Consider the following 25,672-nt stretch of genomic DNA (forward strand, 5'->3'; position numbering starts at 1 on the left):
CCGCCCTTCGGGGCGGCTTTTTTGTTTCACTTCTTCGCATCGAAGATTTTGAACCCGTCTGCTTCTTCCAATGTCGTCACCGACTTGAACAGGCCCTTGAGCGTCACCTCATAAGGCAATTGCCGGTTGGCGACCATTAGCAGGCGCCCGCCAGGTTTCAGGCGGGACGCCGCCGCTGAGATAAAGCTCTGGCCGAGCGAAACATCCGTAACGCGCCCTTCGTGGAAGGGCGGGTTCATGATGACCGTGTCATAGATACCGGTCACCTTTTCGCTGGTAATATCGAACCAGTTGAATGAAATCGGCACCGAAGCGCCCAGACGCTCCAGATTGCCGCGCGCGGCCTCCAGCGCCTCGTAATCTGCCTCGAACAGATCGATGGACTTGATGCGGTCGGCATATTTCAGGCTCTGTGCTGCGAGATAACCCCATCCCGCGCCAAAATCCGCAACATTGCCGAACACGATCTTTTCCATATGCGGCACCAGCAGCGCCGAGCCCTTGTCGATCGCGCCATGCGAGAACATGCCCGGTTCCGTGCGGAACACATCGTCAATTGCACTTTCGAGTGGGCGCAGAGCGGCGATGAAATCATCATCCAGATCGGCGGGGCGCTGAAGCCAGAATGAGACGGCGTGGTTCTTGGACATGCGGTCGCTGATTTCAGCGATATTGCCCGCCCATTTGCGGAAACTGTCGACGCCGAGCTTCTTCTCACCGCAGACGACGATCCAACCGCCGGGCTGAACGCGCGTCAGAAGCTCGGAGAACCACGCCTCGTTGCGTCCACGGTGTTTTCCGAGCAGGAGGAGCCCGCCAGCAAAACGGCTGTCTGTGGCCAATCTCGGCTCTGCACGAAAGCCTTCCTTGCCGAGCGCCAGAAAATCGGGGCGCCATGGCTGCAGACAGGTCAGGACCTCTTTCCATTCCGGATCGAGAAGCCGGTCGGCGGAAAGGCCACAAGCGAGAAAGGATTGCCCGTCCGCGGGCATATCGAGAATGCCCTGCTCGAAGGGAAGGAAAAGTGTTTTCTGTGCCGGTGTCATCATGATCGTTCTTTACCCCGCAAGATCGCATCCGAAAAGACCGCACGATCCCGATCAATCTCGTGAAAAAACAAAAAAGCGCGCCCAGAGGCGCGCTTTTCGATTTCAAAGAAGATGCAAAGCTTATTCAGCGTCTGCTTCTGCCTTCTTTTCCTGGACAATTTCCTTGCCCGTTTCCTGATCGACGACCTTCATCGACAGGCGAACCTTGCCGCGTTCGTCGAAGCCCATGAGCTTGACCCAGACCTTCTGGCCTTCCTTAACCACATCGGTGGTCTTGGCAACGCGGTCGGAAGCGAGCTGCGAGATATGAACCAGACCGTCACGCGGGCCGAAGAAGTTCACGAAAGCGCCGAAGTCAGCGGTCTTGACGACCGTACCTTCGTAGATTTCGCCGACTTCCGGCTCAGCAACAATCGAGTGGATCCACTTCTTGGCGGCTTCGATTTCCTTGCCGTTCGACGAAGCGATCTTCACCGTACCGTCGTCTTCGATGTTGATCTTGGCGCCGGTCTTTTCCACGATTTCGCGGATGACCTTGCCGCCCGAACCGATAACGTCACGGATCTTGTCGGTCGGAATGTTCATCACTTCGATGCGCGGAGCGAATTCGCCGAGTTCGTCACGCGACGTCGACAGAGCCTTCGCCATTTCGCCGAGAATGTGAACGCGACCGCCCTTGGCCTGCTCCAGAGCGACCTTCATGATCTCTTCGGTGATACCGTCGATCTTGATGTCCATCTGAAGTGCGGTGATGCCGTTGTCAGTACCGGCTACCTTGAAGTCCATGTCGCCGAGGTGATCTTCGTCGCCGAGGATGTCGGACAGGACAGCATAACGGTCGCCTTCCTTGATCAGGCCCATGGCGATACCGGCAACCGGACGTGCGAGCGGAACGCCTGCGTCCATCAGAGCCAGCGAGGTGCCGCAAACGGTCGCCATCGAGGACGAACCGTTGGATTCGGTGATCTCGGAAACCGAACGGATCGTGTAAGGGAACTGGTCGGCAGCAGGCAGCATCGGATGGATAGCGCGCCATGCGAGCTTGCCATGACCAACTTCACGACGGCCTGGCGAACCCATACGACCGGTTTCACCGACCGAGTATGGCGGGAAGTTGTAATGCAGCATGAAGGATTCTTTGTAGGTGCCGGTCAGGGCATCGATCATCTGCTCGTCTTCGCCGGTGCCGAGCGTGGCAACAACGATAGCCTGCGTTTCACCACGGGTGAACAGCGCCGAACCGTGGGTGCGCGGCAGAAGGCCAACTTCCGAAACGATTGCACGAACGGTCTTCAGATCGCGGCCGTCAATGCGGCTGCCGGTGTCCAGAATGTTCCAGCGAACAATCTTGGCCTGCAGATGCTTGAAAATGGTCGCGAACTGCTCAGGCGACATTTCCGGCTCTTCAACGCCTTCCGGGAAGAAGTGAGCCTTCGCCTTGGCCTTTGCAGCGTCAACAGCAACGTAACGAGCCTGCTTTTCGGTGATCTTGTAAGCGTCGCGCAGGTCGTTTTCGATAACGGCGAGCACCTTGGCTTCGAGATCCGACAGATCTTCCGGCTGGAAATCACGTGGTTCCTTGGCAGCAACTTCAGCGAGCTTGATGATCGCGTCGATTACCGGCTGGAAGCCCTTCTGGCCGAACACAACAGCGCCGAGCATGACTTCTTCGGAAAGTTCCTGCGCTTCCGATTCGACCATCAGCACTGCGTCGGCAGTACCGGCAACAACCAGATCGAGCTTCGATTCCGGCATTTCGTCGATATTCGGGTTCAGGACATATTCGCCGTTGATGTAGCCAACGCGTGCGCCGCCGATCGGGCCCATGAAAGGAACGCCGGAAATGGTCAGTGCTGCGGAAGCTGCAACCATCGACAGAACGTCGGGGTTGTTTTCGAGGTCGTGCTGAACAACAGTCAGAACAACCTGCGTGTCGTTCTTGTAGCCATCAACGAAGAGCGGGCGGATCGGGCGGTCGATCAGGCGCGAAACGAGGGTTTCGTTTTCGCTCGGACGGCCTTCACGCTTGAAGTAGCCGCCAGGAATCTTGCCGGCAGCGTAGGTCTTTTCCTGATAGTTGACGGTCAGCGGGAAGAAATCCTGACCTGGCTTTGGTTCCTTGGCAGAAACGACAGTCGCCAGAACGACGGTTTCGCCATAGGTTGCCAGAACAGCGCCGTCAGCCTGACGGGCGATCTTGCCGGTTTCGAGCGTGAGCGGACGACCGCCCCATTCGATTTCCACTTTGTGGGTATTGAACATATCTTGTCCTCATATGGAGACGCCGCGCAAAGCGCTAAGGCATCTCCCGGGTTGGCGGACAGGCCACGGGCAAGACAACGGGAAGCTCAGATTGATAGTATGATCTTATCCGAAAACCGGTTCCCACTTTTCGGGATCATACTTTTCCCGGGTATTCTCTCATGCGAAAAGTCTGCAACTTTTCGGGATCATACCCGCCGAACTACCTGCAATCCTGCCCCATGACTGGTCCAGGTCATGAGCCTTATGGCTCGTCATCGGCATGACGGAATGCACCTTGTGCGCCGTCTCATGCCAGTGGGCATTCGCCCGATACTCTCGCATTCTCTTTTGGAAAGCGGCTATCCGCTCTTCCTCAGAATGCTCAAATCAAACGGGCGACGCTTGTGACGTCGCCCGATTTACCGTTAGCGGCGCAGGCCGAGACGGCCGATCAGCGCCTGGTAGCGCGCTGCGTCCACGCCCTTGACATAGTCAAGAAGACGACGGCGCTGCGAAACCAGCTTCAGAAGACCGCGACGCGAATGATTGTCATTCTTGTGGCCCTTGAAGTGTTCGGTGAGGTTGGCGATACGCTCGGAAAGAACGGCAACCTGAACTTCAGGAGAACCGGTGTCACCTTCCTTGGTGGCGTATTCCTTGATAAGTGCTTGCTTACGCTCAGCAGTAATCGACATCGTAAACCCTTTCTTGATGAGAGGAAAACCAGACGCCCAGGCCGGGATGTCGTCCAGCGCGGGCCAACTTACACGATCTGATCTGCATTTCTGCATGATCGCTGATGGGGCATATAGTGCAAAAACGGCAAGAATGCCAGCATCAAATATGCCCCGGCAATTGCGAAGACTTTTTAGTTAGCTGTGAAAACACGCTTCGGCTTGAACTGACCATGCTCGATATAGCCAATAGCGAGCAGTTTTCCGCGCGCGGTGACGCAGGCTTCATCGGCTTCCAGCGGGGCATCGCGACCACGCAGGATGACCGGATTGCCGAGGCGAACACGCTGCGCCTGTTCCTCGGTCAGCGGAATCTGCGGCAGGCAATCGAGCGCTGCGCCAGTATCGATCACCAGAGCATCGAGGCCGGAAAAATCGCGACGCGGAGCAGGCTCGACCGCGTTGCCATCCTCGTCCTTCGGCGGCAGCGGCGGCCAGACGGCTTCCAGTTCCGTCAGCGTGACGAAATCTTCTTCCGTGAACGGAGCGACTTCGATGCGGCGCAGTTCGGAAATATGGCCGAAGCAGCCAAGATCGCGGCCCATATCGCGCGCCAGCGAGCGCACATAGGTGCCCTTGGAGCACTCGACTTCGAATGATGTGCGGTTGTCGTCGTGGAATTCGACGATCTCCAGTCGATCGATCTCGACCTCGCGCGCCGGAATCTCCACCGTTTCGCCTTCGCGGGCAAGATCATAGGCGCGTTCGCCGTCGATCTTGATGGCGGAGAACTGCGGCGGAATCTGCGAAATGAGACCGGTGTAGTTTGGCAGCAGGGCTTCGACCTCTTCACGCGACGGGCGCTTGTCGGAGGTCTTGGTCGCCTGACCTTCCAGGTCGTCGGTCGAGCGTTCTTCGCCCCAGGTCACCGTGAAACGATAGACCTTAGTTCCGTCCATGACATAAGGCACGGTCTTGGTGGCTTCACCCAGAGCAATCGGCAGCATGCCGGATGCGAGCGGGTCGAGCGTACCGGCATGGCCGGCCTTCTCGGCATTGAACAGCCACTTGATCTTCGAGACCGCTTCGGTCGATCCCATACCTTTCGGCTTGTCGAAAATAACCCAACCGGAAACCGGACGGCCTTTTTTCTTACCCCGTCTTGCCATGCTTTATTCGTCTCCATTGCGGGAGGTTTCATCCTCACCAGCGTCTTCATCGTCATGCGAAAGATCACGCGCCACTTCCGGCGAACGCAGAAGGGCGTCGATCTTCGAAAAATTGTCGAAACTCGTGTCGGAGCGGAAGCGGAACTCCGGCATGTATTTCATCTGGCCAAGGACCGGCGCCATGCGACCACGAATGAATTTCGCGTTTGCGGCCAATGCCTTGACGATTGCTTGCGGATCAACATTGCCAAGCGGCATGATGTAACAGGTGGCGATCTTCAGGTCGGGCGACATGCGCACTTCCGAAACGGAAATGACGGTGCGCTCGATCAGATCGTCACGGATTTCACCGCGCTGGAGCAATTGCGCCAATGCGTGGCGCACCTGTTCGCCAACGCGAAGCTGGCGCTGGGAAAGGCCGCCTGAGCCTTTTGGGTCCGGAGAACGTGCCATAGCTATATCCTCGATAAACAGCCATCAACCGGCGTCCAGTCTCTCAGACTGTCCGACCGCATGACTTGAAAATTATGGGCGTAACTTACCACAATTCAGATGGGAGTCAGACCCTCGGAACCGGGCAATAAAAAGCCGGACCGCCCCTGTTGGGCGATCCGGCAAGTAGTTGTTAGAGCGTGCGCGTAATATGTTCGACGCGGAACGCTTCGATCGTGTCGCCTGCGCGAATGTCGTCGTAGTTTTCGAACGCCATACCGCATTCCTGGCCCATCGGCACTTCCTGCACTTCGTCCTTGAAGCGCTTGAGCGTCTTGAGCTTGCCTTCGTGGATGACCACGTTGTCGCGGATGAGGCGAACGCCTGCACCACGTTCAACCTTGCCGTCGATAACACGGCAACCGGCAACCTTACCAACCTTGGTGATGTTGAAGACTTCAAGAATCTCAGCATTACCGATGAAGGTTTCACGGCGTTCTGGCGACAGAAGACCCGACATCGCTGCTTTCACATCTTCGATCAGATCGTAGATGATGTTGTAGTAGCGAATTTCAGTGCCCTGCTGTTCGGCAGCGTCGCGCGCCTGCTTGTTGGCACGAACGTTGAAGCCGATGATTGCTGCATTAGAGGCTTCGGCCAGCGACACGTCGCTTTCCGTGATACCGCCTGCTCCCGAATGGACGATGCGTGCACGCACTTCGTCGGTGCCAAGCTTGTCGAGAGCCGTAATGATTGCTTCGACGGAACCCTGCACGTCACCCTTGATGACGAGCGGGAATTCCTTCAGGCCATTCACCTGAAGCTGGCTCATCATCTGCTCAAGCGAGCCGCGCTGACCAGTCTGACGGGCAACAGCCTTATCGCGAGCAAGGCGCTGGCGATAATCAGCAATTTCACGAGCCTTGGCTTCGTTGGCAACAACTGCGAAGCGATCGCCTGCCTGCGGCGTACCCTGGAGACCAAGGACTTCAACCGGCATAGCAGGTCCTGCTTCCTTGACGTGTTCGCCACGGTCGTTGACCAGAGCGCGCACGCGGCCCCATTCGTTACCAGCAGCGATAATATCACCCGGATGCAGCGTACCCTTCTGAACCAGAACGGTTGCGACCGAACCACGGCCACGATCAAGCTGGGCTTCAATGACAACGCCTTCAGCCGTACGCTTCGGATCTGCCTTGAGATCAAGGATTTCAGCCTGCAACAGAACCGCTTCAAGCAGCTTGTCGAGGTTGATCTTGTTCTTGGCCGAAACTTCGACGTCGAGCACTTCACCGCCCATCGATTCCACGAAGACATCGTGCTGCAACAGGGCAGTACGAACCTTCTGCGGATCGGCAGATGGCTTGTCGATCTTGTTGATCGCAACAATGATCGGAACACCAGCCGCCTTGGCATGGTTGATCGATTCAATCGTCTGCGGCATCACGCTGTCGTCAGCGGCAACCACCAGAATGGCAATGTCGGTCGCCTGCGCACCACGGGCACGCATTGCGGTAAAGGCAGCGTGGCCCGGCGTATCGATGAAGGTAATCTTCTGGCCGTTCTGTTCGACCTGATAAGCACCGATATGCTGGGTGATACCACCGGCTTCGCCCGACACCACGTTGGCGTGACGGATCGCATCGAGGAGCGACGTCTTGCCGTGGTCGACGTGACCCATGATGGTCACGACCGGAGGACGCGAAACCAGTGCTGCCTGATCGTCAGCAACGTCAAAGATACCTTCTTCAACGTCCGATTCCGCAACGCGCTTGACGGTGTGGCCGAATTCTTCAGCAATCAGCTGCGCCATATCGGCATCGATCACGTCGCCCGGCTTCATCATCTGGCCCTGTTTCATCAGGTACTTGATGATGTCGACCGAACGCTCGGTCATACGCTGTGCGAGTTCCTGAAGCGTGATGGTTTCAGGCACGGTCACTTCGCGAGAGATTTTCTCGCGAGTTTCCTGCATCTGCGAACGCTTGAACTTTTCCTGACGGCGACGCATGGCCGACAGCGAACGCGAACGACCTTCGTCTTCCAGATTGCTGGAGATCGTCAGCTTGCCACGACGACGATCGTCTTCGGTCTTGACCACCTTCGGGGCGCGAGCGTCCGGCTTGGCGGGCGTGCCACGACGAGCAGCGGTTGGGCTGCTGCCACGACGATCATCATCATCGCCGGACTGGCCAGGCCTGCGAAGCTGGCTCTGCGGGAGCGGCTTACCCGGTCCAGGAGCGGCTTCTGCAAGCGACGGAGCCGGACGCGGTGCACCCGACTGCGGACGATTGCCCTGCTGCGGACGGCCAGCGTGCTGCGGACGATTGCCCTGCGGTGCGCCACGCGAATCGTCGCGGCGTTCAGGACGCTCGGCGCGCTGCTCGCCACGTGCTTCCGGCTGTGGAACGCGCTTGGCAGCTTCTTCCTCGGCCTTGCGACGTGCTTCGGCTTCAGCCTTGAGACGCGCTTCTTCCTCAGCCTGACGGCGTGCGGATTCTTCACGCTCCTTGGCGCGGCGTGCATCTTCTTCGGCGCGACGCTTGGCTTCTTCAACCGCACGTGCGCGTTCTTCGACTTCACGCACCTGCGCTTCTTCAAGCGCGCGGCGGCGTGCGTCCATTTCGGAGCGCGACAGCGTGTTCAGCACCATGCCGGAGCGATCGGTCGGGCGCGGACGCGGTGCCTGCTGGTTGGGACGCTGCTGCACGGGGCGCTGCTGTTGCTGCGCAACATGCGGCTTCGCCACCGGAGCAGCAGCAGCTGGTGCTGCCGGTGCCTTCGGCTGAGGCGTCGGCGCAGCAGGAGCGGCTACAACAGGCTTGGGAGCCGCTGCTTCCACTTCCGGCTTGTCGTCTGGCCGTGAGAACTTGCGCTTCTTGGTTTCAACGACGACAGCCTTGGTGCGGCCGTGGCTGAAATTCTGGCGCACGGTGCTCTGCTCAACGCCTGGCCGCTTCATGGTCAGGGTCTTCTTAGGGGTGACGCCCAGCGTCTTGTCGTCGTTTGTGTTATCGCTCATTACGTTCCGTTTCCTTCGCGGCTCCGGCCGCTCTACTCGAGCATTATCCAACGCGACCCAGTCGGGTTGGATAATGCTCCAGTCATCCACTCAACGCATAATCCGGTATGAGGCCTGCCAGCCTCGGCAAGATTACGCTCTAATTCGAATCCGTTGCGCTTTCACCGCGATAGCGATGCAGCAATTGCGCCCGCTTTACGAACCCGACAGCCGCCTTTCCTTCAAGCACGGCTGCATGTATCACATTTCCGCCCCCAAATGCCAAATCCATTTCTTCTCCCGTAAAAAGGGTGAAGGCAGGGATATCGGGGCCATCAAGATGCACCACGGCGCGCCGGGCCTGATCGAGCTTGCGCACACCATCCGCTGCGGCTTCCTGCGCATGCAGCACCATGGCCGCCGTGCCCGTGCGGATCGCCTGATCCACCTTGGTCGAGCCCGTTACCACCGCGCCAGCCTTGCGCGCCAAAGCGAGACTGCCCAGGGCGGATTTTGTCAGCAGCTGGTCTACCAGCGCGCCAAGATCATCCTGCGGCTTCACGCCTTCCTTCAGCGCCCGCGCAAAAAGCTTGCGCTTGATCGCCTCATCCACCAGACGGCGCTCGGCCTTGACCCAGCATCCCCTGCCCGGCAGGTTTCTTTTCAAGTCCGGCACGACGGAACCGTCTGGCCCTGCAACAAAGCGGATCATGTCATCGGCAGAACCGCTTTCGCGCGTGACGATACAGGTTCTGTCATTCATATCCTGCTCCACGCAAACTCCCGCTCTGCCGTATACGGACTTGTACTCAACTTCAAAACTGGCAACGCTTCCGCCGCATTGTTCTCAAATCGGGCGGTTTGTTACCCCGCCGGACATATCGAATGCAACGCGTGGCGCTGTACCAGAGCCGGGGCCTCGCCACAACCCGAAACGTCGCGGAAAGCCCACTGAAACCCGATCTGCCTTACCGAATCTGGTAAATGAGACCCGTTTTCGGCATCGCATCAATTGTTGGAGCGGTTTCAATTTCATTGAACCGCTCCCTTGTTTGTCTTTCCGCATCTCCGGGCGCAAAACCGCTTCGCACTTTTGCTGGAGATGCTCAAGGCCGCACAGCTTACTCCTGAATTGCTTCAGACGTAAGAACCCGTGCGGCCCCAGAACTTCTCAGCGCTTCTTACGAAGCAGCTTCTTCTTCACCGGCTTCAGCCTCGACTTCCGCTTCGGCTTCTTCCTGAGCGGCAGCTGCCAGCTCTTCTTCCGTGATCCAGCCAGCCTTGAGGCGGGCAGTCAGGATCATCTGTTCGGCATCGACGCGCGAAACATCGAAAGACGAGAGAATGCCGCTATGGGTGACGGTGTCGCCATCCTTGCGCTCACGCCAGCCGACGAGGTCATCAACAGCGTAACCGGCAAAGTCTTCGATCGACTTCACACCGTCTTCACCGACGGCAACCAGCATGGCGGTCGTCAGGTTCGGCAGTTCGCGAAGTTCGTCTTCGACGCCCAGTTCCTTGCGGCGCGCATCCAGTTCACCTTCGAGGCGATCCAGATATTCACGAGCACGCTGCTGGATTTCAGAAGCCGTATCGTCATCGAAACCATCGATGGATGCAATTTCACCCGGCTCGACATAAGCCAGTTCTTCAATCGAGGCGAAGCCTTCGGAAGCAAGAACCTGACCGACCATTTCGTCGACGTCCAGGGCTTCCATGAACAGGTTCGAACGCTCGGTGAATTCCTTCTGACGACGTTCGGACTCTTCGTCCTCCGTCAGAATGTCGATGTCCCAACCGGTGAGCTGCGATGCGAGGCGGACATTCTGGCCGCGACGACCGATCGCTAGTGATAGTTGGTCATTCGGGACGACAACTTCAATACGTTCCGCATCTTCATCGAGAACAACCTTGGCAACTTCAGCAGGCTGAAGCGCGTTGACGATGAAGGAAGCCGCATCCGGCGACCACGGAATGATGTCGATCTTTTCGCCCTGAAGTTCGGCAACAACTGCCTGAACACGCGAACCGCGCATACCAACGCAGGCGCCGACCGGGTCGATGGACGCATCGCGCGAAACCACTGCGATCTTGGCGCGCGAACCCGGATCACGGGCTACCGACTTGATCTCGATAATGCCGTCGTAGATTTCCGGCACTTCCATGGTGAAGAGCTTCGCCATGAACTGCGGATGGGTGCGCGACAGGAAAATCTGCGGGCCGCGCTGTTCACGACGCACGTCGTAAACATAGGCGCGGATACGGTCGCCATAACGGAAAGCTTCACGCGGGATCAGTTCGTCGCGGCGCACGATGGCTTCGCCACGACCCAGATCGACGATCACATTGCCGTATTCGACGCGCTTCACGGTGCCGTTGACGATTTCGCCAACGCGATCCTTGTATTCGTCATACTGGCGGTCACGCTCGGCTTCGCGCACTTTCTGCACGATGACCTGCTTGGCCGACTGGGCAGCGATACGGCCGAAATCCATTGGCGGCAGCTGATCAGCAATGAAGTCGCCGATCTGCGCATCCGGGTTGCGGTCACGTGCGGTGAACAGCGAAATCTGCGTGGCGTAGTCTTCGACATTCTCAACCACTTCGAGCAGACGCTGAAGCTTGATCTCGCCCGACTTCGCATTGATGTCGGCGCGGATGTTGCTTTCCTGACCATAACGCGAACGCGCTGCCTTCTGGATCGCATCGGCCATGGCCGCAAGAACGATCTCGCGGTCAATCGACTTCTCGCGTGCGACCGCATCGGCGATCTGCAGAAGCTCCAGCCTGTTAGCACTGACTGCCATAGGTCTCTCCTTGGTGTCGCACCCGGCTTCTCCTTGCGCCGAATGCCTGAAACTTGTTTCGTCGGCTTATTTCTCTTCAGCCGTATCTTCTGTCGTCGCTTCTTCCGGCGCATCGCCCAGATCGGCTCCCAAATCGTCTCCAGGAATGCGGCCTTCGCGAAGGGCCTTGTCCTTGCGCAGCGCATCGCGGATCAGATCGTCGGTCAGGACCAGACGCGCATCCGAAATCACGTCGAAGGGAATGCGCACGACCGGTTCGTTGCCGTAAGACACCTGATCGCTTTCGATCACGACTGTCTCGGCATCGCCCAGCACGATACGACCGCGGAACTTCTTGCGGCCTTCATGCACGATGGAGGTTTCCACCTTGGCAATATGGCCTGCCCAATCGGCGAAATCCGACTTGCGCACCAGCGGGCGATCGATGCCCGGCGACGAAATTTCCAGATGATACTTGCCGCTGATCGGGTCCTCGACATCGAGCACCGGCGCGACGGTGCGGCTGACCAGCTCGCAATCGTCAACGGTCATCGTGCCGTCGGGACGTTCGGCCATGATCTGCAAGGTCTGGCCGTTGAGACCGGAAAGACGCACGCGCACAAGACGAAAGCCCAGCGTATTGAGCACTGGCTCAATAATGCCTGCCACTTTCGCATCGATGCCCGTTTCGCGAATGATGCGCTCATCCACAGCCACTTCCGGCGTCTCTGCTTCGTTTGCCTGAACCTGTTCCGTCAACTCTAAACCTCTCAAAGGGGTCGAAAAACCTCTGTTTCCTAGGTCTAAGTAACAAAAAAGAGCGGGACCGGACGGACCCACTCTTGTTCGTTCGACCAAGAATTTGAGAGTTATATACCAGCGGAAGCGGATTTTTTCAAGTCCCGCTTCCGTAGAGCATTTCCAGCAAAAATGCGCAGCAGTTTTGCGTAGGATAATGCTTAAAAACAGATAGATAGAGCAGCTCCACGATGCCGTTTTGATCGGACTGCTCTAGAAATTCAACGCCTGATAAATGTCAGATAGGCAGCCTTGCGGCCCTCGCGGAAGGCCTTGGCCTCATAACGCGTGCCCGGCCAACCTTCATAGGCGTCATTCCAGTCCGACGGTCCTTCCGCCTGCCAGTCAAAAGCATCGTGACGACGGCAATGCTGTAGCGTCCAGTTCACATAATGCTCGATATCCGAAGCGAAGCGGAATTTTGCGCCGGGTTTCAAAACGCGGGCGAAGCGATCCAGATTGGCATCGCTGACAAAACGGCGCTTCCAATGGCGACGCTTGTGCCAAGGGTCAGGATAGAACAGGTCGATACCGGACAAAGAGGCATCCGGCAGCCAGTCGAGAACCGCCGTCGCGTCTTCATCGTAAAGCCGCATATTGGGACGCGGCTCCTGATCGAGCGCCGCCAGCATTTTGGCCATACCATTAACGAAAGGCTCGACGCCGATGAAACCCGTCTGCGGATAGCGGCCCGTTTCATGATGCAGATGTTCGCCGCCGCCAAAGCCGATTTCCATGCGCACGGCGTCAACCGGCACAGGGAACAGCGCGCGCAGATCCTGCGGGGCAGGCTTGGCGAGGTCGATCTTCAGCTCGGGCAGCAGCTCCTCGAACAGGTTCCGCTGATGGCTGCGCAGCGGCTTGCCGTGACGACGGCCAAAAAAGTTTCCGGCACCGCGCAGAGGATGGGTTTCTTCTGTCATGTTTTATCCGTCGGCCTGCAAATGCAGCTTAACAACACAAGCAGAGAGCGCGATTTGAAATCGCGCTCTCTGAAATTTGCCCGGACACATAACGCCAAGCGATCTGTGATGCAACTTTTGGTCTCGTTGTACGCCCAAAAGGACGCACAACGCTCCAAGATTTAGGCAACAGATGCCTTCAATGCCTTGGTAAGATCGGTCTTCTCCCAGGAGAAAGAACCGTCACGGCCCGGCTTGCGGCCAAAATGACCGTAAGACGAGGTCTTGGCATAGATCGGCTTGTTGAGATCGAGATGCTTGCGGATACCGGTCGGCGACAGGTCCATCACTTCACGCAGCGCTTCTTCAACAGCGGCTTCCGCAACCTTGCCCGTACCGTGCAGATCGACATAGACCGAAAGCGGCTGTGCAACGCCAATAGCGTAGGAAAGCTGGATCGTGCAGCGGTCGGCAAGATTAGCCGCCACGACATTCTTGGCCAGATAACGCGCAGCATAAGCAGCCGAACGGTCGACCTTGGTCGTGTCCTTGCCGGAGAATGCGCCGCCGCCATGCGGAGCCGCACCGCCATAGGTGTCGACAATGATCTTGCGGCCGGTCAGGCCTGCGTCACCGTCCGGGCCGCCAATGACGAATTTGCCGGTCGGGTTGATGTACCAGTTGCAGGTGGCTGCAATCGGCAGCTCGCCCAGCGCATCACGGATATAAGGCTCGACAACCGAGCGAACCTTCTTGGAATCCCAGCTGGCATCCAGATGCTGCGTCGAGAGCACGATCTGCGTAACTTCAGCAGCCTTGCCGTTTTCGTAACGCACCGTAACCTGGCTCTTGGCGTCCGGGCCAAGCTTGCCCGCATCGCCTTCGCCCTTATGGCGCGCTTCGGACAGCTTTTCGAGAATCTTATGCGAGTAATAGATCGGGGCAGGCATCAGATCCGGGGTTTCGCGGCAAGCATAGCCGAACATGATGCCCTGATCGCCAGCACCTTCTTCGCCCTGACGGTCGGCAGCATTGTCCACGCCCTGCGCGATATCGGCAGACTGCGGATGCAGAAGCACGTCGATCTTCACCGTCTTCCAGTGAAAGCCGTCCTGTTCGTAGCCGATTTCACGGATCGCCTTGCGCGCTGCCGAACGGAAGCGGGCAGGATTGATCAGCGGATGGCCAGCGGCATCCTTGGCGATCGAGCCGTCCTTGTTCTTCTTCAGGAAAGTCTCCGGTACGCGCACTTCGCCGGCAATCACCACGCGATTGGTGGTGGCAAGCGTTTCGCAGGCAACACGGACAGACCACGGATCCACGCCAGAACGACGGGCTTCCTTGTAGATCATGTCGACGATTTCATCGGAGATGCGGTCGCAAACCTTGTCCGGGTGTCCTTCAGACACAGATTCGCTGGTGAAGAGATAAGAACTGCGCGACACGGGTAACCCCTCTTGAAAATCCAACGGAGAACATCTCCGCCTAGGAAACACAGTAGCGCCCGGAACTTTCCGGGCGCGTCAAAGTGTTAGCGAAGTTAGGATCAAACCGTCAATGCATTTTCGTATCGCGACGGGACGCAGCCGGAAAAATTCATTCCCAAAACCGCAAAGCCTACGCCAAAAGGGGAAAAAGGCGAATAAACCGCCAAAATGCAGGGGGTAACAGTGGGTTGCTTACTCGGCGTCTGCTGCGAGCGACTTCACCAGATCGATGATTTTCCGGCGTACTTTCGGATCTGAAATCTTCGTGAACGCGCGGGTGAGCTGAACGCCTTCGTTGGAATTCAGGAAATCGACCACATAGGTTGCTTCATTGTCTTCCGCAAAACCTTCCTGGCCGACAGGGTTCGATCCCGGTGCATCTTCGAAGAAAAAGGAAACCGGAACATTGAGAATGGCCGAGATCGCCTGAAGGCGGCTGGCGCCGACGCGATTGGTGCCCTTCTCGTATTTTTGAATCTGCTGAAACGTGATGCCCAGATTCTCGCCGAGCTTTTCTTGACTGAGGCCCAGCATGTTGCGGCGGAGACGAATGCGGCTGCCGACATGTACGTCGATTGGGTTGGGCTTCTTTTTATTCTCAATCATACAGCTGTCACTCCTCGCGGCTGCGAGCTTTCATTCATGTACTGTTCATCTGAACAGGGATAACATCACGTTGTGGGAGGTAGTCTGACGCGTTTCGCACGACTTCGCACGTGGGAACCGTCACCGCGCCGGTATAACATCTTAACAAAATTGCCGTGTCAATGAAAACGCCTACGGAATGACACCCTGAAAGCAGCGTTGACAAAGAGTAAGGTTAACAGGATCGATATCGTCTGTTTCGATCCGGGAGCGGTGCCCCAAAATGGAGCACGAGCTGACGGTAGGGAAGCATCAACCACCCCGACGACGTCCAGCGCCAGCCCTTCAGTGATTCGACCGTAGGAATCCGTTACCGCCGAAAGGCCGTTATTGGCCGCGCGCACCAGCGGTAAGCCCTGCTCCACCGCACGAACCTGCGCCTGCCTGAAATGTTGGTAAGGCCCCGGCGTGTCACCATACCAGCCATCATTCGTGACATTGACAATGGCATTGGGGACCACGGCATTGGGAGCGCCTGCTTGCGAGCCAGAAAAACCAAGCTCGTCCGGGAAAATCGCTTCGTAGCAAATAAGCGGCAGGAAAGTCTGGCCCGGCCGGACATTCAAAAGACGCCGCGAGGAACCGGCGGTAAAGCCACCGGGCATTTCCACCACTTCCTGAAGCCCCAGACCACGCAGAAAGGTTTCGAACGGCAGATATTCGCCGAACGGAACAAGATGCACCTTGTCGGCAGCATCCGTAATCTCGCCCCGATCATTGATCGTATAGATGGAATTATAATAACGCGGCTCGCCATTGCCTGCCGCCTTCTCTTCGCGCACGGCGCCGGTCAGCAGCACCTGGCCGTCCTGCAATGTATTGCCAATCAGCGCGAGCGCGTCCGGGGTCAATGTCAGAATATAGGGCACCGCCGTTTCGGGCCAGATGATGATATCAGGCTTCGGCTTGCCGTCGGCAGGTGCTTGAGCCGTCAGGGCAATCAGCTTGTCGAAGATCGAGCGCCGTTCGGCATTGTCCCATTTCATGCTCTGTGGGATGGAGGGCTGCACAATACGGATATTGACCGTGCCCTTCTCATCACCGATGGCGGGCGCATGCGACAGGGTCCACACGCCAAAGCCGACATGGGCTGCGGCCAGAAGAATGGCCAGAACGATACCGCTCTTTGCCAATCGTCCACCGATTAGCAATGCAGGCGATGCAAAGATGAACACAGCCAGAGCGCTCATCCCGACAAGACCGACCACGGCGACCGATTGCATCAGCACCGGCACCGGCATGGCTGCATAGCCGATGGCATTCCATGGAAAACCGGTCAGCAGGAACGTGCGCAACCATTCCGCAAGCGCAAAACCAAAAGCGAGCGCGAAAATACGTCCTAATCCGTCGGACCAGAAGATGCGCGCGACCATGGTCGCGAAAGCGTAGAAAATCGCCAGAAAGGCAGGCAGGCCCAAAACGGCCAGCGGCAGGGCCCAGGCAAACTGGTCTGCATCAACCAGAAGGGCGGTCCCGATCCACCAGAGACCGGAGACGAAATAGCCGAAGCCGAACCACCAGCCGACCATTGCCGCGGGCAGAACGCGACGGATCGGGCCTGCATCGGCACGCGCCAAAGCGCCGTCGATCAGCCAGACGAGGATCGGGAAGGAAACAAAACCGGCAATGAAGAGATCGAAAGGCGGCTGGGTCAGCGTCGCGAAGGCGCCACTCAAAAAAGCGGCCAGCGCACGACGCCAGCCGCTAGAAAGAATGATCCTGCCCGCAAGCCTTTCGATCATCAGGCCTCTTTGAAGGTTTCAGCGTCTTCGGCCGTGGCCGGTGACTGCTCTTCAGGCTTGGTGGTGACGACAGCGCGCTGCTGCCTGCGGCGGTCGGCAGCGGAAAGCGGCACAATGCGTACCTTCTTCACGCGGCGCGGATCGACTTCCAGCACATGGAATTCATAGCCCGGCACGGCCTGCACGACCTCACCACGGACAGGAATCCGGCCAAGAACCGAGAATATCAGGCCGCCGACCGTGTCGACATCCTCGCCATGTTCGCCCACCTCGAAAGAGGGGCCAATCTTTGCCGCGAATTCGTCCAGATCGGCGCGCGCATCGACAACGAATACGCCATCGGCTTCCTCGGCGATCATGATTTCTTCGTCGTCATGCTCGTCTTCAATATCGCCAACAACCATTTCGACGATGTCTTCTAGAGAGACGAGACCATCGGTGCCGCCATATTCGTCGATGACCAGCGCCATCTGGATATGGGTTGCCTGCATGCGAGCCATCAGGCCGCTTGCCATCATCGACGGCGGCACGAACAGCACCTTGCGCATGAGGTTAAGCTCGCCAATCGTCTTGGTGAGATCAATGCGGCTCATATCGAATTTCGGCGGCGTTGCCGTCGCGGGCGTCTTGGCCGTCGTGCGGCGGCGCGTTTTCTGGCGCGCCTGACGCGTGATGAAATTCAGAACATCGCGGATATGGATCATGCCACGCGGATCATCCAGCGTTTCGGCATAGACCGGCATACGGGAGTGACCGGATTCCTCAAAGAGTTCCAGCACTTCCCAGAGCGGTGTGGAAATTTCCACCGCCTCGACATCCGCACGCGGAATCATCACGTCTTCGACGCGAATTTCACGCAGGCGCAGGATGTTATGCAGCATCGCCTTTTCTTCGGGCGAGAATGCGGAATCCTGTTCGCTCGTCGTACTGGACAGGGCATCGGCCAAATCTTCACGCAAGGAAGATTGCTGTCGCGAGCGGATGAAAGGGAAAATATTTGACAGAAGGGAGCGCTTTTCGGCCGCTACAGGCCGCTGCGTACTTTGCCCTTCGGCGTCTTGGGTCTCGCTGCGATTCTCGCCAGCGGACGGAGGTTGTGAGGTTTGATCAGCCATGGTCAATCGTTGTTAATGGTCTCTTCGGATACAGCATAAGGGTCGGGGATGGCAATAGCATGAAGAATTTCGCGCTCGCGGCGCTCCATTTCTTCTGCTTCCTCGTCGGTTTCATGATCGTATCCCAAAAGATGCAGGAATCCATGCACGACAAGGTGTGAGAGGTGATGGTCGAGAGGCTTGCCTTCTTCAACCACTTCACGCTCTACGGTTTCGCGAGCGATAACGATATCGCCCAGCATCGGTCCCGGCTGGGCTCCGGCCTTGACGGGAAAAGCAGGAAACGACAACACATTGGTGGGCTTGTCCTTGCCGCGCCATTCGGCGTTCAGCTCCTGAATAGACGCATCGTCGGTAAAGACGACGCTCAATTCGCTGTCGGCATTCTTGAGGCCAAGATTGGCCCATGCCGCCTCGACAGACTTTCTGACAAGTCCTTCAAGTGTTGTTTCATCCGGCCAGTTGCCGGCTTCGATTGCTATATCGATATGGATCGCGTTGTCTGACACGTTCTGCGACGGCTTCCCCTGACAGCAAGCCGCTTCGTCCTTTCAGTTGTTCGAAAGCCGTCTGCCCCAAAAAGGCAGACAGCATTTTTTAGATCGTCATTCTGACGACCAATTACAAGTCCTTGGCCCCTATTCCGGACGAACCGGCTGCTGGACATGCGTCTTGGCATCGCGGTCATAGGCGTTGACGATTGCCGCCACCAGCGGATGTCGCACTACGTCTTTCTGAGTGAACCGCACCTTGATGACGCTTTCCACATCGTCCAGCACGCGAAGCGCTTCGACAAGCCCGGATTTCTGACCGGGTGGAAGATCGATCTGGCTTGGATCGCCCGTCACGATCATCCGCGATCCTTCACCGAGACGCGTCAGGAACATTTTCATCTGCATGGATGTCGTGTTCTGCGCTTCATCGAGAATGACTGCCGAATGGGCCAGCGTGCGCCCGCGCATGAAGGCCAGCGGCGCGATTTCAATGACGCCTGCGGTGATGGCACGCTCGACCTTGTCGGCGGGCATCATATCGTAAAGCGCGTCATAGAGCGGACGCAGGTAGGGATCGACCTTTTCCTTCATGTCGCCCGGCAGAAAGCCCAGGCGTTCCCCCGCTTCAACAGCCGGGCGGGAAAGGATGATCCGCTCCACCAAACCGCGTTCCAGCAACATGGCTGCATGGGCGACGGCCAGATAGGTTTTGCCCGTACCGGCGGGACCGACACCGAACACCAGTTCGGAACGGTCGAGCGCCCGCATATAGGCGTCCTGTGTCGGCGTGCGCGCGAAGATCGTCTTCTTACGCGTGGAAATCTGGGCGGCGGATAGCTTGCCCTTGTTTTCCATCGTCGGCAGATCCAGCTGATCATCAGCCGCTATGGCCATGCGCAAGGCGCCATCGACATCCGATGCCGTCAGCTCATGACCTTTCTGTACGGTTTCATAAAGATGATCGAGCGTGCGGCGCGCCTGTTCGGTCGCGGTTGGTTCGCCCCGGATCGAGAGTTGGTTGCCCTTGGAGCGAACATCGACACCGAGTTTTTGCTCGATACGTGCCAGATTTTCGTCGAACTGACCGTAAAGCGCACTGGCCAGGCGGTTGTTCTCGAAAGTGAGCACGATATGGGCCATATCCGAGGCCCCGGTAGTCGGGCTTTTTTGCGTTAGAGTGGTTGGCTTGGCAGGTCTCAGCTTTTCCGTGGCGCTCAACCGTATCTCCTCAAGAGTTCACGCATTGCAATCACAGTTCCGACGGGATCATCGGCCCGACAGGATTATCGGCGCGAGACTCAAGCGCCGAAACATCTGCCTGTACGGTATCATGCCTTCACGCCAGTTTTTGCGCAATAAGGCTATTGGTCCCAGTGGAGGTGATTTTCACATGAATAATTTCGCCGACCTGATCATTGTTGTCGTCGATGATCACCGGGAGGAGCCAAGGTGAACGTCCCACCATCTGTCCTGACTGACGGCCGGGCTTTTCCAACAGCACGTCCATCTCGCGACCGATCATGGATTCCTGGAACGCATATTGCTGTTCCGACAGCAAAGCCTGAAGGCGCTGGAGCCGCTCGTCCTTCACCGCTTCTTCCACATGATCAGGCAGATCCGCGCCGGGCGTGCCGGGTCGCGGCGAATATTTGAACGAATAGGCCTGCGCATAATTGACGTCGCGCACCAGCTGCATCGTATCCTCGAAATCCTGATCGGTTTCGCCAGGGAAACCGACAATGAAATCGCCCGACAGCGCCATATCCGGACGCACCTCACGGATGCGCTCGATCAGGCGTCGATATTCGTCCGCCTTGTGACGGCGGTTCATCGCCTTGAGAATACGGTCCGAGCCGGACTGTACCGGCAGATGCAGATAAGGCATCAGCTGGCGCAGGTCGCGATGGGCAGCGATCAGACTGTCATCCATATCGCGTGGATGGCTGGTCGTGTAACGCAGGCGCGCCACGCCCGGAATGCGTGCGAGGCGGAACAGCAATTCGCCCAGCCCCCATTCGCGGCCATCGTCGCCCTCGCCATGCCAGGCATTGACGTTCTGGCCGAGCAGGGTCAGTTCCCGAACACCGCTATCGGCAAGGCGTTCAGCTTCCGCCACGATCTGCCTGACGCTGCGCGAGACTTCAGAGCCACGCGTATAGGGCACCACGCAGAAGGTGCAGAACTTGTCGCAACCTTCCTGCACCGTCAGAAAAGCGGAAACGCCGCGCTTGCGGGTTTCTTCACGCTTCGGCGACGGCAGATGCTCGAACTTGTCTTCAAGCGCATATTCAGTCTCGACAACCTTTTCGCCGCCCCGAACACGCGCCAGTGCATTGGGCAGGCGATGATAGGTCTGCGGTCCAATCACCAGATCGACATTCGGCGCACGGCGCAGAATTTCATGCCCTTCGGCCTGTGCCACGCAACCTGCAACACCGATGGTCAATTCCTTGCCATTGGCTTCGCGCGCGTCCTTCATCTTGCGCAGGCGTCCCAGCGCAGAATAGAGCTTCTCCGACGCTTTCTCGCGAATATGGCAGGTGTTCAGCAGCACCAGATCGGCATCATCCGGCGTATCGGTCGCGACATAGCCTTCCGCTGCAAGGCTGTCGGCCATGCGCTGGCTGTCATACACATTCATCTGGCAGCCGTAGGTTTTGACAAAAACCTTGCGTGCATTTGGACGCGTATCGGCGTGTTCTGCCGCTGGCACAATATCGGTGATGTTTTCGCTCATGCGGGGCTATCTACAGCTTTTGTCGCCGCATTGGAAGGTGACAAACTGAACGGCTTTTTCGCTATCGCATTTTCGGGCGCAAAGTCGCGCACTAATCGTCGGCAATCTCGCGGCCCAGAAGCCCACTTTGCAATAGCGCCCTCACCCGGCCTTCCATGGTGCGGGCCAGCATCTTGCGGTCTGTGGCTGCCGTAACAACCATCGGCTCGCCGAAGCGGATTTCAACATCAATGGCGCCTTCGCGCAGGATGCCTTTCAGATGCGGCATCAGCTCGACATCGCCGGGCCAGGAGGCAATCGGGCGAAAGTAACGCCCCATGGCCATGCCATGCACGCCGGTATAGGCGATGGCGACCGGCTGGACCAGTACTTCCCGCACACCGGCTTCCTTGATCGCCGCATGGGCAGCGCCGAAGAGAGCGGTCTTGAATGGCAAGACCCGATTGCCGTCGGATGTTGTGCCTTCGGGAAACAGCACCATCGCGTCCCCCTCGCTCATCCGTGTCGCAATTTCTGAGGTTTGTTCGCCGGTTTTGCCGCGCCGTTCGCGCTCGACAAAAACAGTCCGCTGCAAAACAGCAAACATGCCGAAAATCGGCCAGTTGCGCACCTCGGACTTGGCGATGAAGGACACTTGCCCGACCGAGGACAGAACAACAATGTCGCTCCAGGACGTATGATTGGCGACGAGCAACAACGGGCGACCGCGATGCATTTCACCGACCGTGCGCACCCGAAAGCCGAACAGTCGCGCAATCATGCGGTGGAATGTGTTGGGCAGGCTGCGTTTCCAACCATTCTTGAGCTTGAGAAACACATATTGGACCGGGATCAGCGACAGGCTCAGCATGACCATGGCCGCGAGAACGAGAAAGACCCGGATCGCGCCGATCATTGCGGTCTCTTCAGATCGCGCCGCAGAACGAGCGCCGCTGAGCGTCCATTGGTGGTTTCGTAATAGGCCGGGCGATCGCCGACCTTCTGGAAGCCGAGACGACGGTATAGCGCCTGCGCAGCGACATTGGCTTCATCGACTTCGAGAAACAGTGTTTCAGCCCGTTCCTGATAGAGATAGCGCAACACCGCATCCATCAGCGCCCGGCCGACACCCTGTCGCTGCACGTCGCGTGAAACCGCGATGGTGAGGATTTCCGCCTCACCGGCCACCAGCCGCGCCAGCACGAAACCGCAGGCGTCATTGGGCTTGCCTTCCGCACGGGCGACAAAGCCGAAAACCGTATCCTGCGCGATCAGCGAGCGAAAATCGTCGGAACTCCAGCCATGATGAAAGGCGACGGCATGAATCCGCTGGATCGCATGGCTGTCCTGTGCGCTTAAAGCTTCCACTGAAACCTGTCGGCGTCCGAAGCGACCGAATGGCAAGCCCATCATCGGCTATTCTCCGGCCTGCCTGCGTGGCAATGCAAACCCCACCTGCGGCTTGGCATCAGGCCCGCGCATATAAAGCGGCTTCGGCGCATCACCGGGTGCGCGCGTGGCTGCCAGACGGGCGAAAGTGGCAATAGCGGCGGTCGGTTCGATGGGACCGAGCGCAAACTTGCCGCCCAAAGCCTCGTTAATCGATCTTGCCGCCGATCCGGCCAGCACGGTTTCGAGGGGCGCATTGCCTGCAAAGGCTTCCGCTTCTTCCCGCGACAAAACCGATGGCTTGGACAGAGCAGCACCATTAGCGTCGAATGTCTGCCCATAAATCTCGCCGCGATGCGCGTCGAGCAGGATCGTCACCGGCTTGCCCGGCACTCGTGCAAGTGTCTCGTTAGCCAGCGCCTCGAATGCCGTCACGCCAATGGCCGGGCAGCCGAGCGCCAGCGCAAAGCCTCGCGCCGCCGAAACACCAATACGAACGCCCGTGAAAGAACCGGGGCCGATATTCACCGCCACACGGTCGATATCCTTTATCGTGACGCCCGCTTCCGTCAGTGCACGCCCGACATAATCCATCAGCACTTCTGCATGCCCCTTGCCAATATTCTCACTGACCTGAGCAAGAACGACATCGCGGCCAGCGTCATAGACGGCTGCGGCGCAGTAGGAAGCGGCGGTATCGAGGGCGAGTATCTTCATGCACTTCCGGGTAAATGAGAATTGGTCCCGCGACAAGCCTAACCGTAATGAGCCGACACCAAATCACTCTCAAAGACCAGTGGTTCTTACGATTTTCGGCATTTCCTGCGGAACAAAATCCCCCGGCAGGCGTTATCTCGCCGGGTGCGGGAAGGTCTTGTTGTTGCCTTTGCGACAGCAAGTTTTGCTGCAATACGGGCCTTTTACAGATTTGACGGTGCCGTTTGTGCGTCTTTTCGACCGCCCCCACGCTGGCGATTTCCCCAATCGCTGCGAGCTGGCCAATCGCTCGCGCCTGATTGTGCAAAGGATATGAGGATAAAATGTCCAATAAGTCGACGCATGCAACCCGCAACGATCTTCCTTCCAATACCAAGACGACCATGATCGCGCTTCTGAACGAAAATCTGGCTGCGACCATTGATCTTGCGCTGATCACCAAGCAGGCGCATTGGAACCTCAAGGGGCCGCAATTCATCGCAGTGCACGAGATGCTCGACGGCTTCAGGACCGAACTCGACGATCACATCGACACCATTGCCGAACGCGCGGTTCAGCTTGGCGGCACAGCCTATGGCACGTCCCAGATCGTCGTGAAGGAGACGAAACTGAAGCCGTATCCGACCGATATTTATGCGGTTCACGATCATCTGGGCGCGCTGATTGAACGTTATGGCGATGTCGCCAACCTGTTGCGCAAATCGATCAAGGATTCGGACGAAGCGGGCGACGACAACACGGCGGATATTTTCACCGCCGCATCACGCTCGCTGGACAAGGCGCTTTGGTTCCTCGAAGCCCATGTGCAGGAAAAGAACTGAGGCTTACCCTCAAACAGTCAAACAAAAGGCCGGGAAAAATCCCGGCCTTTTCAATTTCTGCTAGCCAGCTCTTAGCTGGCCCATTCGCCGCGACGCATCACCGGCTCGCGGCTGCCATCGGGCTTGATGCCGTCGACATCGATTTCACCGGAACCGATCATCCAGTCGATATGGATGAGGCTGGAATTGCCGCCCTGCGCCTTGATCTGTTCCGGCGTCAGCTTGGCGCCGTCGATGAAGCACTTGGAATAGCACTGGCCAAGCGCGATATGGCTCGCGGCGTTTTCATCGAAAAGCGTGTTGTAGAACAGAAGGCCGCTTTGCGAGATCGGCGAGGAGTGCGGCACCAGCGCCACTTCACCCAGCCTGCGCGCGCCTTCATCCGTGTCGAGCACTTTCGACAGCACTTCTTCGCCGCGGGTCGCTTTGGCTTCGACGATACGGCCCGCCTCGAAACGCACTGCGATGTTTTCGATCAGCGTACCCTGATGCGACAAAGGCTTGGTGCTGGCGACATAGCCATCGACGCGCAAGGCATGCGGCGTGGTGAAAACCTCTTCCGTCGGAATATTCGGATTGCAGGTAATGCCGTTCTTGGCCGTCGACGCGCCACCATGCCACTCGTGACCATCGGCAAGCCCAACCGTCAGATCCGTGCCCGGACCCTTGAAGTTCAGGGCGCTATAAGCCTTGCCGTTCAGGAAGCGGGTGCGGGTGCGAAGCGCTGCATTATGCGCGGCCCATGCACCAATCGGATCTTCCACATCAACGCGCGAAGCGGCGAAGATGGCCTCCGCCAGCTTGCGGGTCGCCACCTCTTCCGGCTCATTGGGGAACATCAGCTGCGCCCATGCCGCATTCGGATAGGAAACGATGTTCCAGTTGATGTCGAAACCGGCGATCTTTTCCAGCGCTGGCTGATAGGCCTTGGAGTTGGCGCGATTGGCGCGCGAGACCTTGGCGGCGTCCTGGCTGGACAGAAGCATCGGATTGTCGGCAGCAATCGCAAGACGCGCCGCACCTTCCGAATAAGCCTTGGCCATGCCCTCATAGAGCCAGGTCGAAGCACGGTCAAAGCTCGCATCCGGCGCATTTTCATAGCGAGCCAGCGCAATCTGGTCATCGGCGAAGAACGGCGTCACCAGACCCGCGCCCGCCTTATAGGCATGTTTGGCAATCAGTCGAACCAGCGGCAAGGCAACAACAGGCGCCGTGATGATCAGATCCTGCCCCTCGCGCAATTGCAGGCCGACGCGAACGGCTACTTCAGCCAGACGTTCGAGCTTTACCGGATCGATGACGGGATTTTGCATATCGTGAGCCATGGGCTGCGGACCTCTTTGATGCGAAAGCGCCTCCCTCAAGAAAGGGGGCGCCATGAAAGAATCACTTCTGTACACTCGCCGCCAGTTTATCAGATGGCGCAATTAAACCACGTTCTTTTCAGGATATGGTCTATACTCGATGCTGCGGTCAGCGATATGGAAAGCA

The 25,672-nt window shown here is 57.9% G+C and carries 22 protein-coding genes; 1 reads left to right on the forward strand and 21 read right to left on the reverse strand.

Annotated elements, in window-relative coordinates; translation table 11 throughout:
• Positions 1-26 precede the first annotated feature (26 nt).
• The 20 genes from FHW00_RS01130 to tsaB all read right to left on the reverse strand — a co-directional run bounded on the left by FHW00_RS01130 (position 27) and on the right by tsaB (position 23,360).
• Complete coding sequence (locus FHW00_RS01130) at positions 27-1,049, reverse strand: class I SAM-dependent methyltransferase (protein WP_078337734.1); 1,023 nt, start codon at positions 1,047-1,049, stop codon at positions 27-29.
• Positions 1,050-1,169: 120 nt separating this feature from the next.
• Positions 1,170-3,311, reverse strand: coding sequence for a polyribonucleotide nucleotidyltransferase (gene pnp / locus FHW00_RS01135; RefSeq protein ID WP_078337733.1), 2,142 nt, complete (start codon positions 3,309-3,311; stop codon positions 1,170-1,172).
• A gap of 407 nt (positions 3,312-3,718) precedes the next feature.
• Positions 3,719-3,988: a 30S ribosomal protein S15 gene (gene rpsO / locus FHW00_RS01140; RefSeq protein ID WP_078337732.1), complete on the reverse strand. Its 270-nt coding sequence runs from the start codon at positions 3,986-3,988 to the stop codon at positions 3,719-3,721.
• Between the two features lie 173 nt (positions 3,989-4,161).
• The gene (gene truB, locus FHW00_RS01145; RefSeq protein ID WP_078337731.1) at positions 4,162-5,136 is read right to left on the reverse strand and encodes a tRNA pseudouridine(55) synthase TruB; all 975 of its coding nucleotides are present in this window, start codon (positions 5,134-5,136) and stop codon (positions 4,162-4,164) included.
• A gap of 3 nt (positions 5,137-5,139) precedes the next feature.
• Positions 5,140-5,589, reverse strand: coding sequence for a 30S ribosome-binding factor RbfA (rbfA, locus tag FHW00_RS01150; protein ID WP_078337729.1), 450 nt, complete (start codon positions 5,587-5,589; stop codon positions 5,140-5,142).
• Positions 5,590-5,761: 172 nt separating this feature from the next.
• Entirely contained in the window at positions 5,762-8,590 is a 2,829-nt protein-coding gene (gene infB, locus FHW00_RS01155) for a translation initiation factor IF-2 (RefSeq protein WP_078337727.1), read from the reverse strand.
• Between the two features lie 139 nt (positions 8,591-8,729).
• The gene (locus tag FHW00_RS01160) at positions 8,730-9,332 is read right to left on the reverse strand and encodes an RNA-binding protein (protein WP_078337726.1); all 603 of its coding nucleotides are present in this window, start codon (positions 9,330-9,332) and stop codon (positions 8,730-8,732) included.
• A 418-nt stretch (positions 9,333-9,750) separates the two neighbouring features.
• Positions 9,751-11,376: a transcription termination factor NusA gene (gene nusA / locus FHW00_RS01165; protein ID WP_078337725.1), complete on the reverse strand. Its 1,626-nt coding sequence runs from the start codon at positions 11,374-11,376 to the stop codon at positions 9,751-9,753.
• A 66-nt stretch (positions 11,377-11,442) separates the two neighbouring features.
• Positions 11,443-12,114: a ribosome maturation factor RimP gene (gene rimP, locus FHW00_RS01170; RefSeq protein ID WP_078337723.1), complete on the reverse strand. Its 672-nt coding sequence runs from the start codon at positions 12,112-12,114 to the stop codon at positions 11,443-11,445.
• Positions 12,115-12,374: 260 nt separating this feature from the next.
• Positions 12,375-13,076 carry a tRNA (guanine(46)-N(7))-methyltransferase TrmB gene (gene trmB / locus FHW00_RS01175; protein ID WP_078337721.1) on the reverse strand — a complete coding sequence of 234 codons (702 nt, stop codon included), beginning with the start codon at positions 13,074-13,076 and terminating at the stop codon, positions 12,375-12,377.
• Between the two features lie 161 nt (positions 13,077-13,237).
• The gene (gene metK / locus FHW00_RS01180; RefSeq protein ID WP_078337720.1) at positions 13,238-14,500 is read right to left on the reverse strand and encodes a methionine adenosyltransferase; all 1,263 of its coding nucleotides are present in this window, start codon (positions 14,498-14,500) and stop codon (positions 13,238-13,240) included.
• 234 nt (positions 14,501-14,734) lie between these two features.
• A complete protein-coding gene (locus tag FHW00_RS01185) occupies positions 14,735-15,148 on the reverse strand; it encodes a helix-turn-helix domain-containing protein (RefSeq protein WP_078337717.1) in 414 nt (137 codons plus the stop codon).
• A gap of 158 nt (positions 15,149-15,306) precedes the next feature.
• Positions 15,307-16,929 (reverse strand): apolipoprotein N-acyltransferase, encoded by a 1,623-nt coding sequence (lnt, locus tag FHW00_RS01190; RefSeq protein WP_078337716.1) that lies wholly within the window; start codon positions 16,927-16,929, stop codon positions 15,307-15,309.
• Positions 16,929-18,044: a hemolysin family protein gene (locus tag FHW00_RS01195; RefSeq protein ID WP_078337714.1), complete on the reverse strand. Its 1,116-nt coding sequence runs from the start codon at positions 18,042-18,044 to the stop codon at positions 16,929-16,931. The genes lnt and FHW00_RS01195 overlap by 1 nt, the downstream gene beginning before the upstream one ends.
• A 2-nt stretch (positions 18,045-18,046) precedes the next feature.
• Positions 18,047-18,553, reverse strand: a complete 507-nt coding sequence (gene ybeY, locus FHW00_RS01200; RefSeq protein WP_078337713.1) for an rRNA maturation RNase YbeY — start codon at positions 18,551-18,553, stop codon at positions 18,047-18,049.
• Positions 18,554-18,682: 129 nt separating this feature from the next.
• On the reverse strand, positions 18,683-19,756 hold the full coding sequence (locus FHW00_RS01205; protein ID WP_171058692.1) for a PhoH family protein: 1,074 nt from the start codon (positions 19,754-19,756) through the stop codon (positions 18,683-18,685).
• A gap of 118 nt (positions 19,757-19,874) precedes the next feature.
• Complete coding sequence (gene miaB / locus FHW00_RS01210) at positions 19,875-21,275, reverse strand: tRNA (N6-isopentenyl adenosine(37)-C2)-methylthiotransferase MiaB (protein ID WP_078337710.1); 1,401 nt, start codon at positions 21,273-21,275, stop codon at positions 19,875-19,877.
• 91 nt (positions 21,276-21,366) lie between these two features.
• Positions 21,367-22,170 carry a lysophospholipid acyltransferase family protein gene (locus tag FHW00_RS01215; RefSeq protein WP_078337709.1) on the reverse strand — a complete coding sequence of 268 codons (804 nt, stop codon included), beginning with the start codon at positions 22,168-22,170 and terminating at the stop codon, positions 21,367-21,369.
• Entirely contained in the window at positions 22,167-22,667 is a 501-nt protein-coding gene (gene rimI, locus FHW00_RS01220) for a ribosomal protein S18-alanine N-acetyltransferase (RefSeq protein ID WP_078337708.1), read from the reverse strand. Before rimI ends, FHW00_RS01215 begins: the two co-directional genes overlap by 4 nt.
• A 3-nt stretch (positions 22,668-22,670) precedes the next feature.
• Complete coding sequence (tsaB, locus tag FHW00_RS01225; RefSeq protein ID WP_078337707.1) at positions 22,671-23,360, reverse strand: tRNA (adenosine(37)-N6)-threonylcarbamoyltransferase complex dimerization subunit type 1 TsaB; 690 nt, start codon at positions 23,358-23,360, stop codon at positions 22,671-22,673.
• 323 nt (positions 23,361-23,683) lie between these two features.
• On the opposite strand from tsaB, the gene dps reads away from it, so the two are divergent.
• Positions 23,684-24,181: a DNA starvation/stationary phase protection protein Dps gene (dps, locus tag FHW00_RS01230; protein ID WP_078337706.1), complete on the forward strand. Its 498-nt coding sequence runs from the start codon at positions 23,684-23,686 to the stop codon at positions 24,179-24,181.
• A 71-nt stretch (positions 24,182-24,252) separates the two neighbouring features.
• Here the strand turns inward: dps and FHW00_RS01235 are convergent, their stop codons facing one another.
• Positions 24,253-25,506 (reverse strand): aminopeptidase, encoded by a 1,254-nt coding sequence (locus tag FHW00_RS01235; RefSeq protein WP_113533750.1) that lies wholly within the window; start codon positions 25,504-25,506, stop codon positions 24,253-24,255.
• Between the last annotated feature and the right edge of the window lie 166 nt (positions 25,507-25,672).

Origin of the sequence: Ochrobactrum sp. P6BSIII, from assembly GCF_014138065.1 — a bacterium.
Lineage (GTDB): Bacteria > Pseudomonadota > Alphaproteobacteria > Rhizobiales > Rhizobiaceae > Brucella.

What these genes read in the sequence shown, in the direction of transcription:
- FHW00_RS01130 (WP_078337734.1), bottom strand. Translation starts at nt 1,049, where the DNA reads ATGATGACACCGGCACAGAAAACACTTTTCCTTCCCTTCGAGCAGGGC.
- pnp (WP_078337733.1), bottom strand. Translation starts at nt 3,311, where the DNA reads ATGTTCAATACCCACAAAGTGGAAATCGAATGGGGCGGTCGTCCGCTC.
- rpsO (WP_078337732.1), bottom strand. Translation starts at nt 3,988, where the DNA reads ATGTCGATTACTGCTGAGCGTAAGCAAGCACTTATCAAGGAATACGCC.
- truB (WP_078337731.1), bottom strand. Translation starts at nt 5,136, where the DNA reads ATGGCAAGACGGGGTAAGAAAAAAGGCCGTCCGGTTTCCGGTTGGGTT.
- rbfA (WP_078337729.1), bottom strand. Translation starts at nt 5,589, where the DNA reads ATGGCACGTTCTCCGGACCCAAAAGGCTCAGGCGGCCTTTCCCAGCGC.
- infB (WP_078337727.1), bottom strand. Translation starts at nt 8,590, where the DNA reads ATGAGCGATAACACAAACGACGACAAGACGCTGGGCGTCACCCCTAAG.
- FHW00_RS01160 (WP_078337726.1), bottom strand. Translation starts at nt 9,332, where the DNA reads ATGAATGACAGAACCTGTATCGTCACGCGCGAAAGCGGTTCTGCCGAT.
- nusA (WP_078337725.1), bottom strand. Translation starts at nt 11,376, where the DNA reads ATGGCAGTCAGTGCTAACAGGCTGGAGCTTCTGCAGATCGCCGATGCG.
- trmB (WP_078337721.1), bottom strand. Translation starts at nt 13,076, where the DNA reads ATGACAGAAGAAACCCATCCTCTGCGCGGTGCCGGAAACTTTTTTGGC.
- FHW00_RS01185 (WP_078337717.1), bottom strand. Translation starts at nt 15,148, where the DNA reads ATGATTGAGAATAAAAAGAAGCCCAACCCAATCGACGTACATGTCGGC.
- lnt (WP_078337716.1), bottom strand. Translation starts at nt 16,929, where the DNA reads ATGATCGAAAGGCTTGCGGGCAGGATCATTCTTTCTAGCGGCTGGCGT.
- FHW00_RS01195 (WP_078337714.1), bottom strand. Translation starts at nt 18,044, where the DNA reads ATGGCTGATCAAACCTCACAACCTCCGTCCGCTGGCGAGAATCGCAGC.
- miaB (WP_078337710.1), bottom strand. Translation starts at nt 21,275, where the DNA reads ATGAGCGAAAACATCACCGATATTGTGCCAGCGGCAGAACACGCCGAT.
- FHW00_RS01215 (WP_078337709.1), bottom strand. Translation starts at nt 22,170, where the DNA reads ATGATCGGCGCGATCCGGGTCTTTCTCGTTCTCGCGGCCATGGTCATG.
- rimI (WP_078337708.1), bottom strand. Translation starts at nt 22,667, where the DNA reads ATGATGGGCTTGCCATTCGGTCGCTTCGGACGCCGACAGGTTTCAGTG.
- tsaB (WP_078337707.1), bottom strand. Translation starts at nt 23,360, where the DNA reads ATGAAGATACTCGCCCTCGATACCGCCGCTTCCTACTGCGCCGCAGCC.
- dps (WP_078337706.1), top strand. Translation starts at nt 23,684, where the DNA reads ATGTCCAATAAGTCGACGCATGCAACCCGCAACGATCTTCCTTCCAAT.
- FHW00_RS01235 (WP_113533750.1), bottom strand. Translation starts at nt 25,506, where the DNA reads ATGGCTCACGATATGCAAAATCCCGTCATCGATCCGGTAAAGCTCGAA.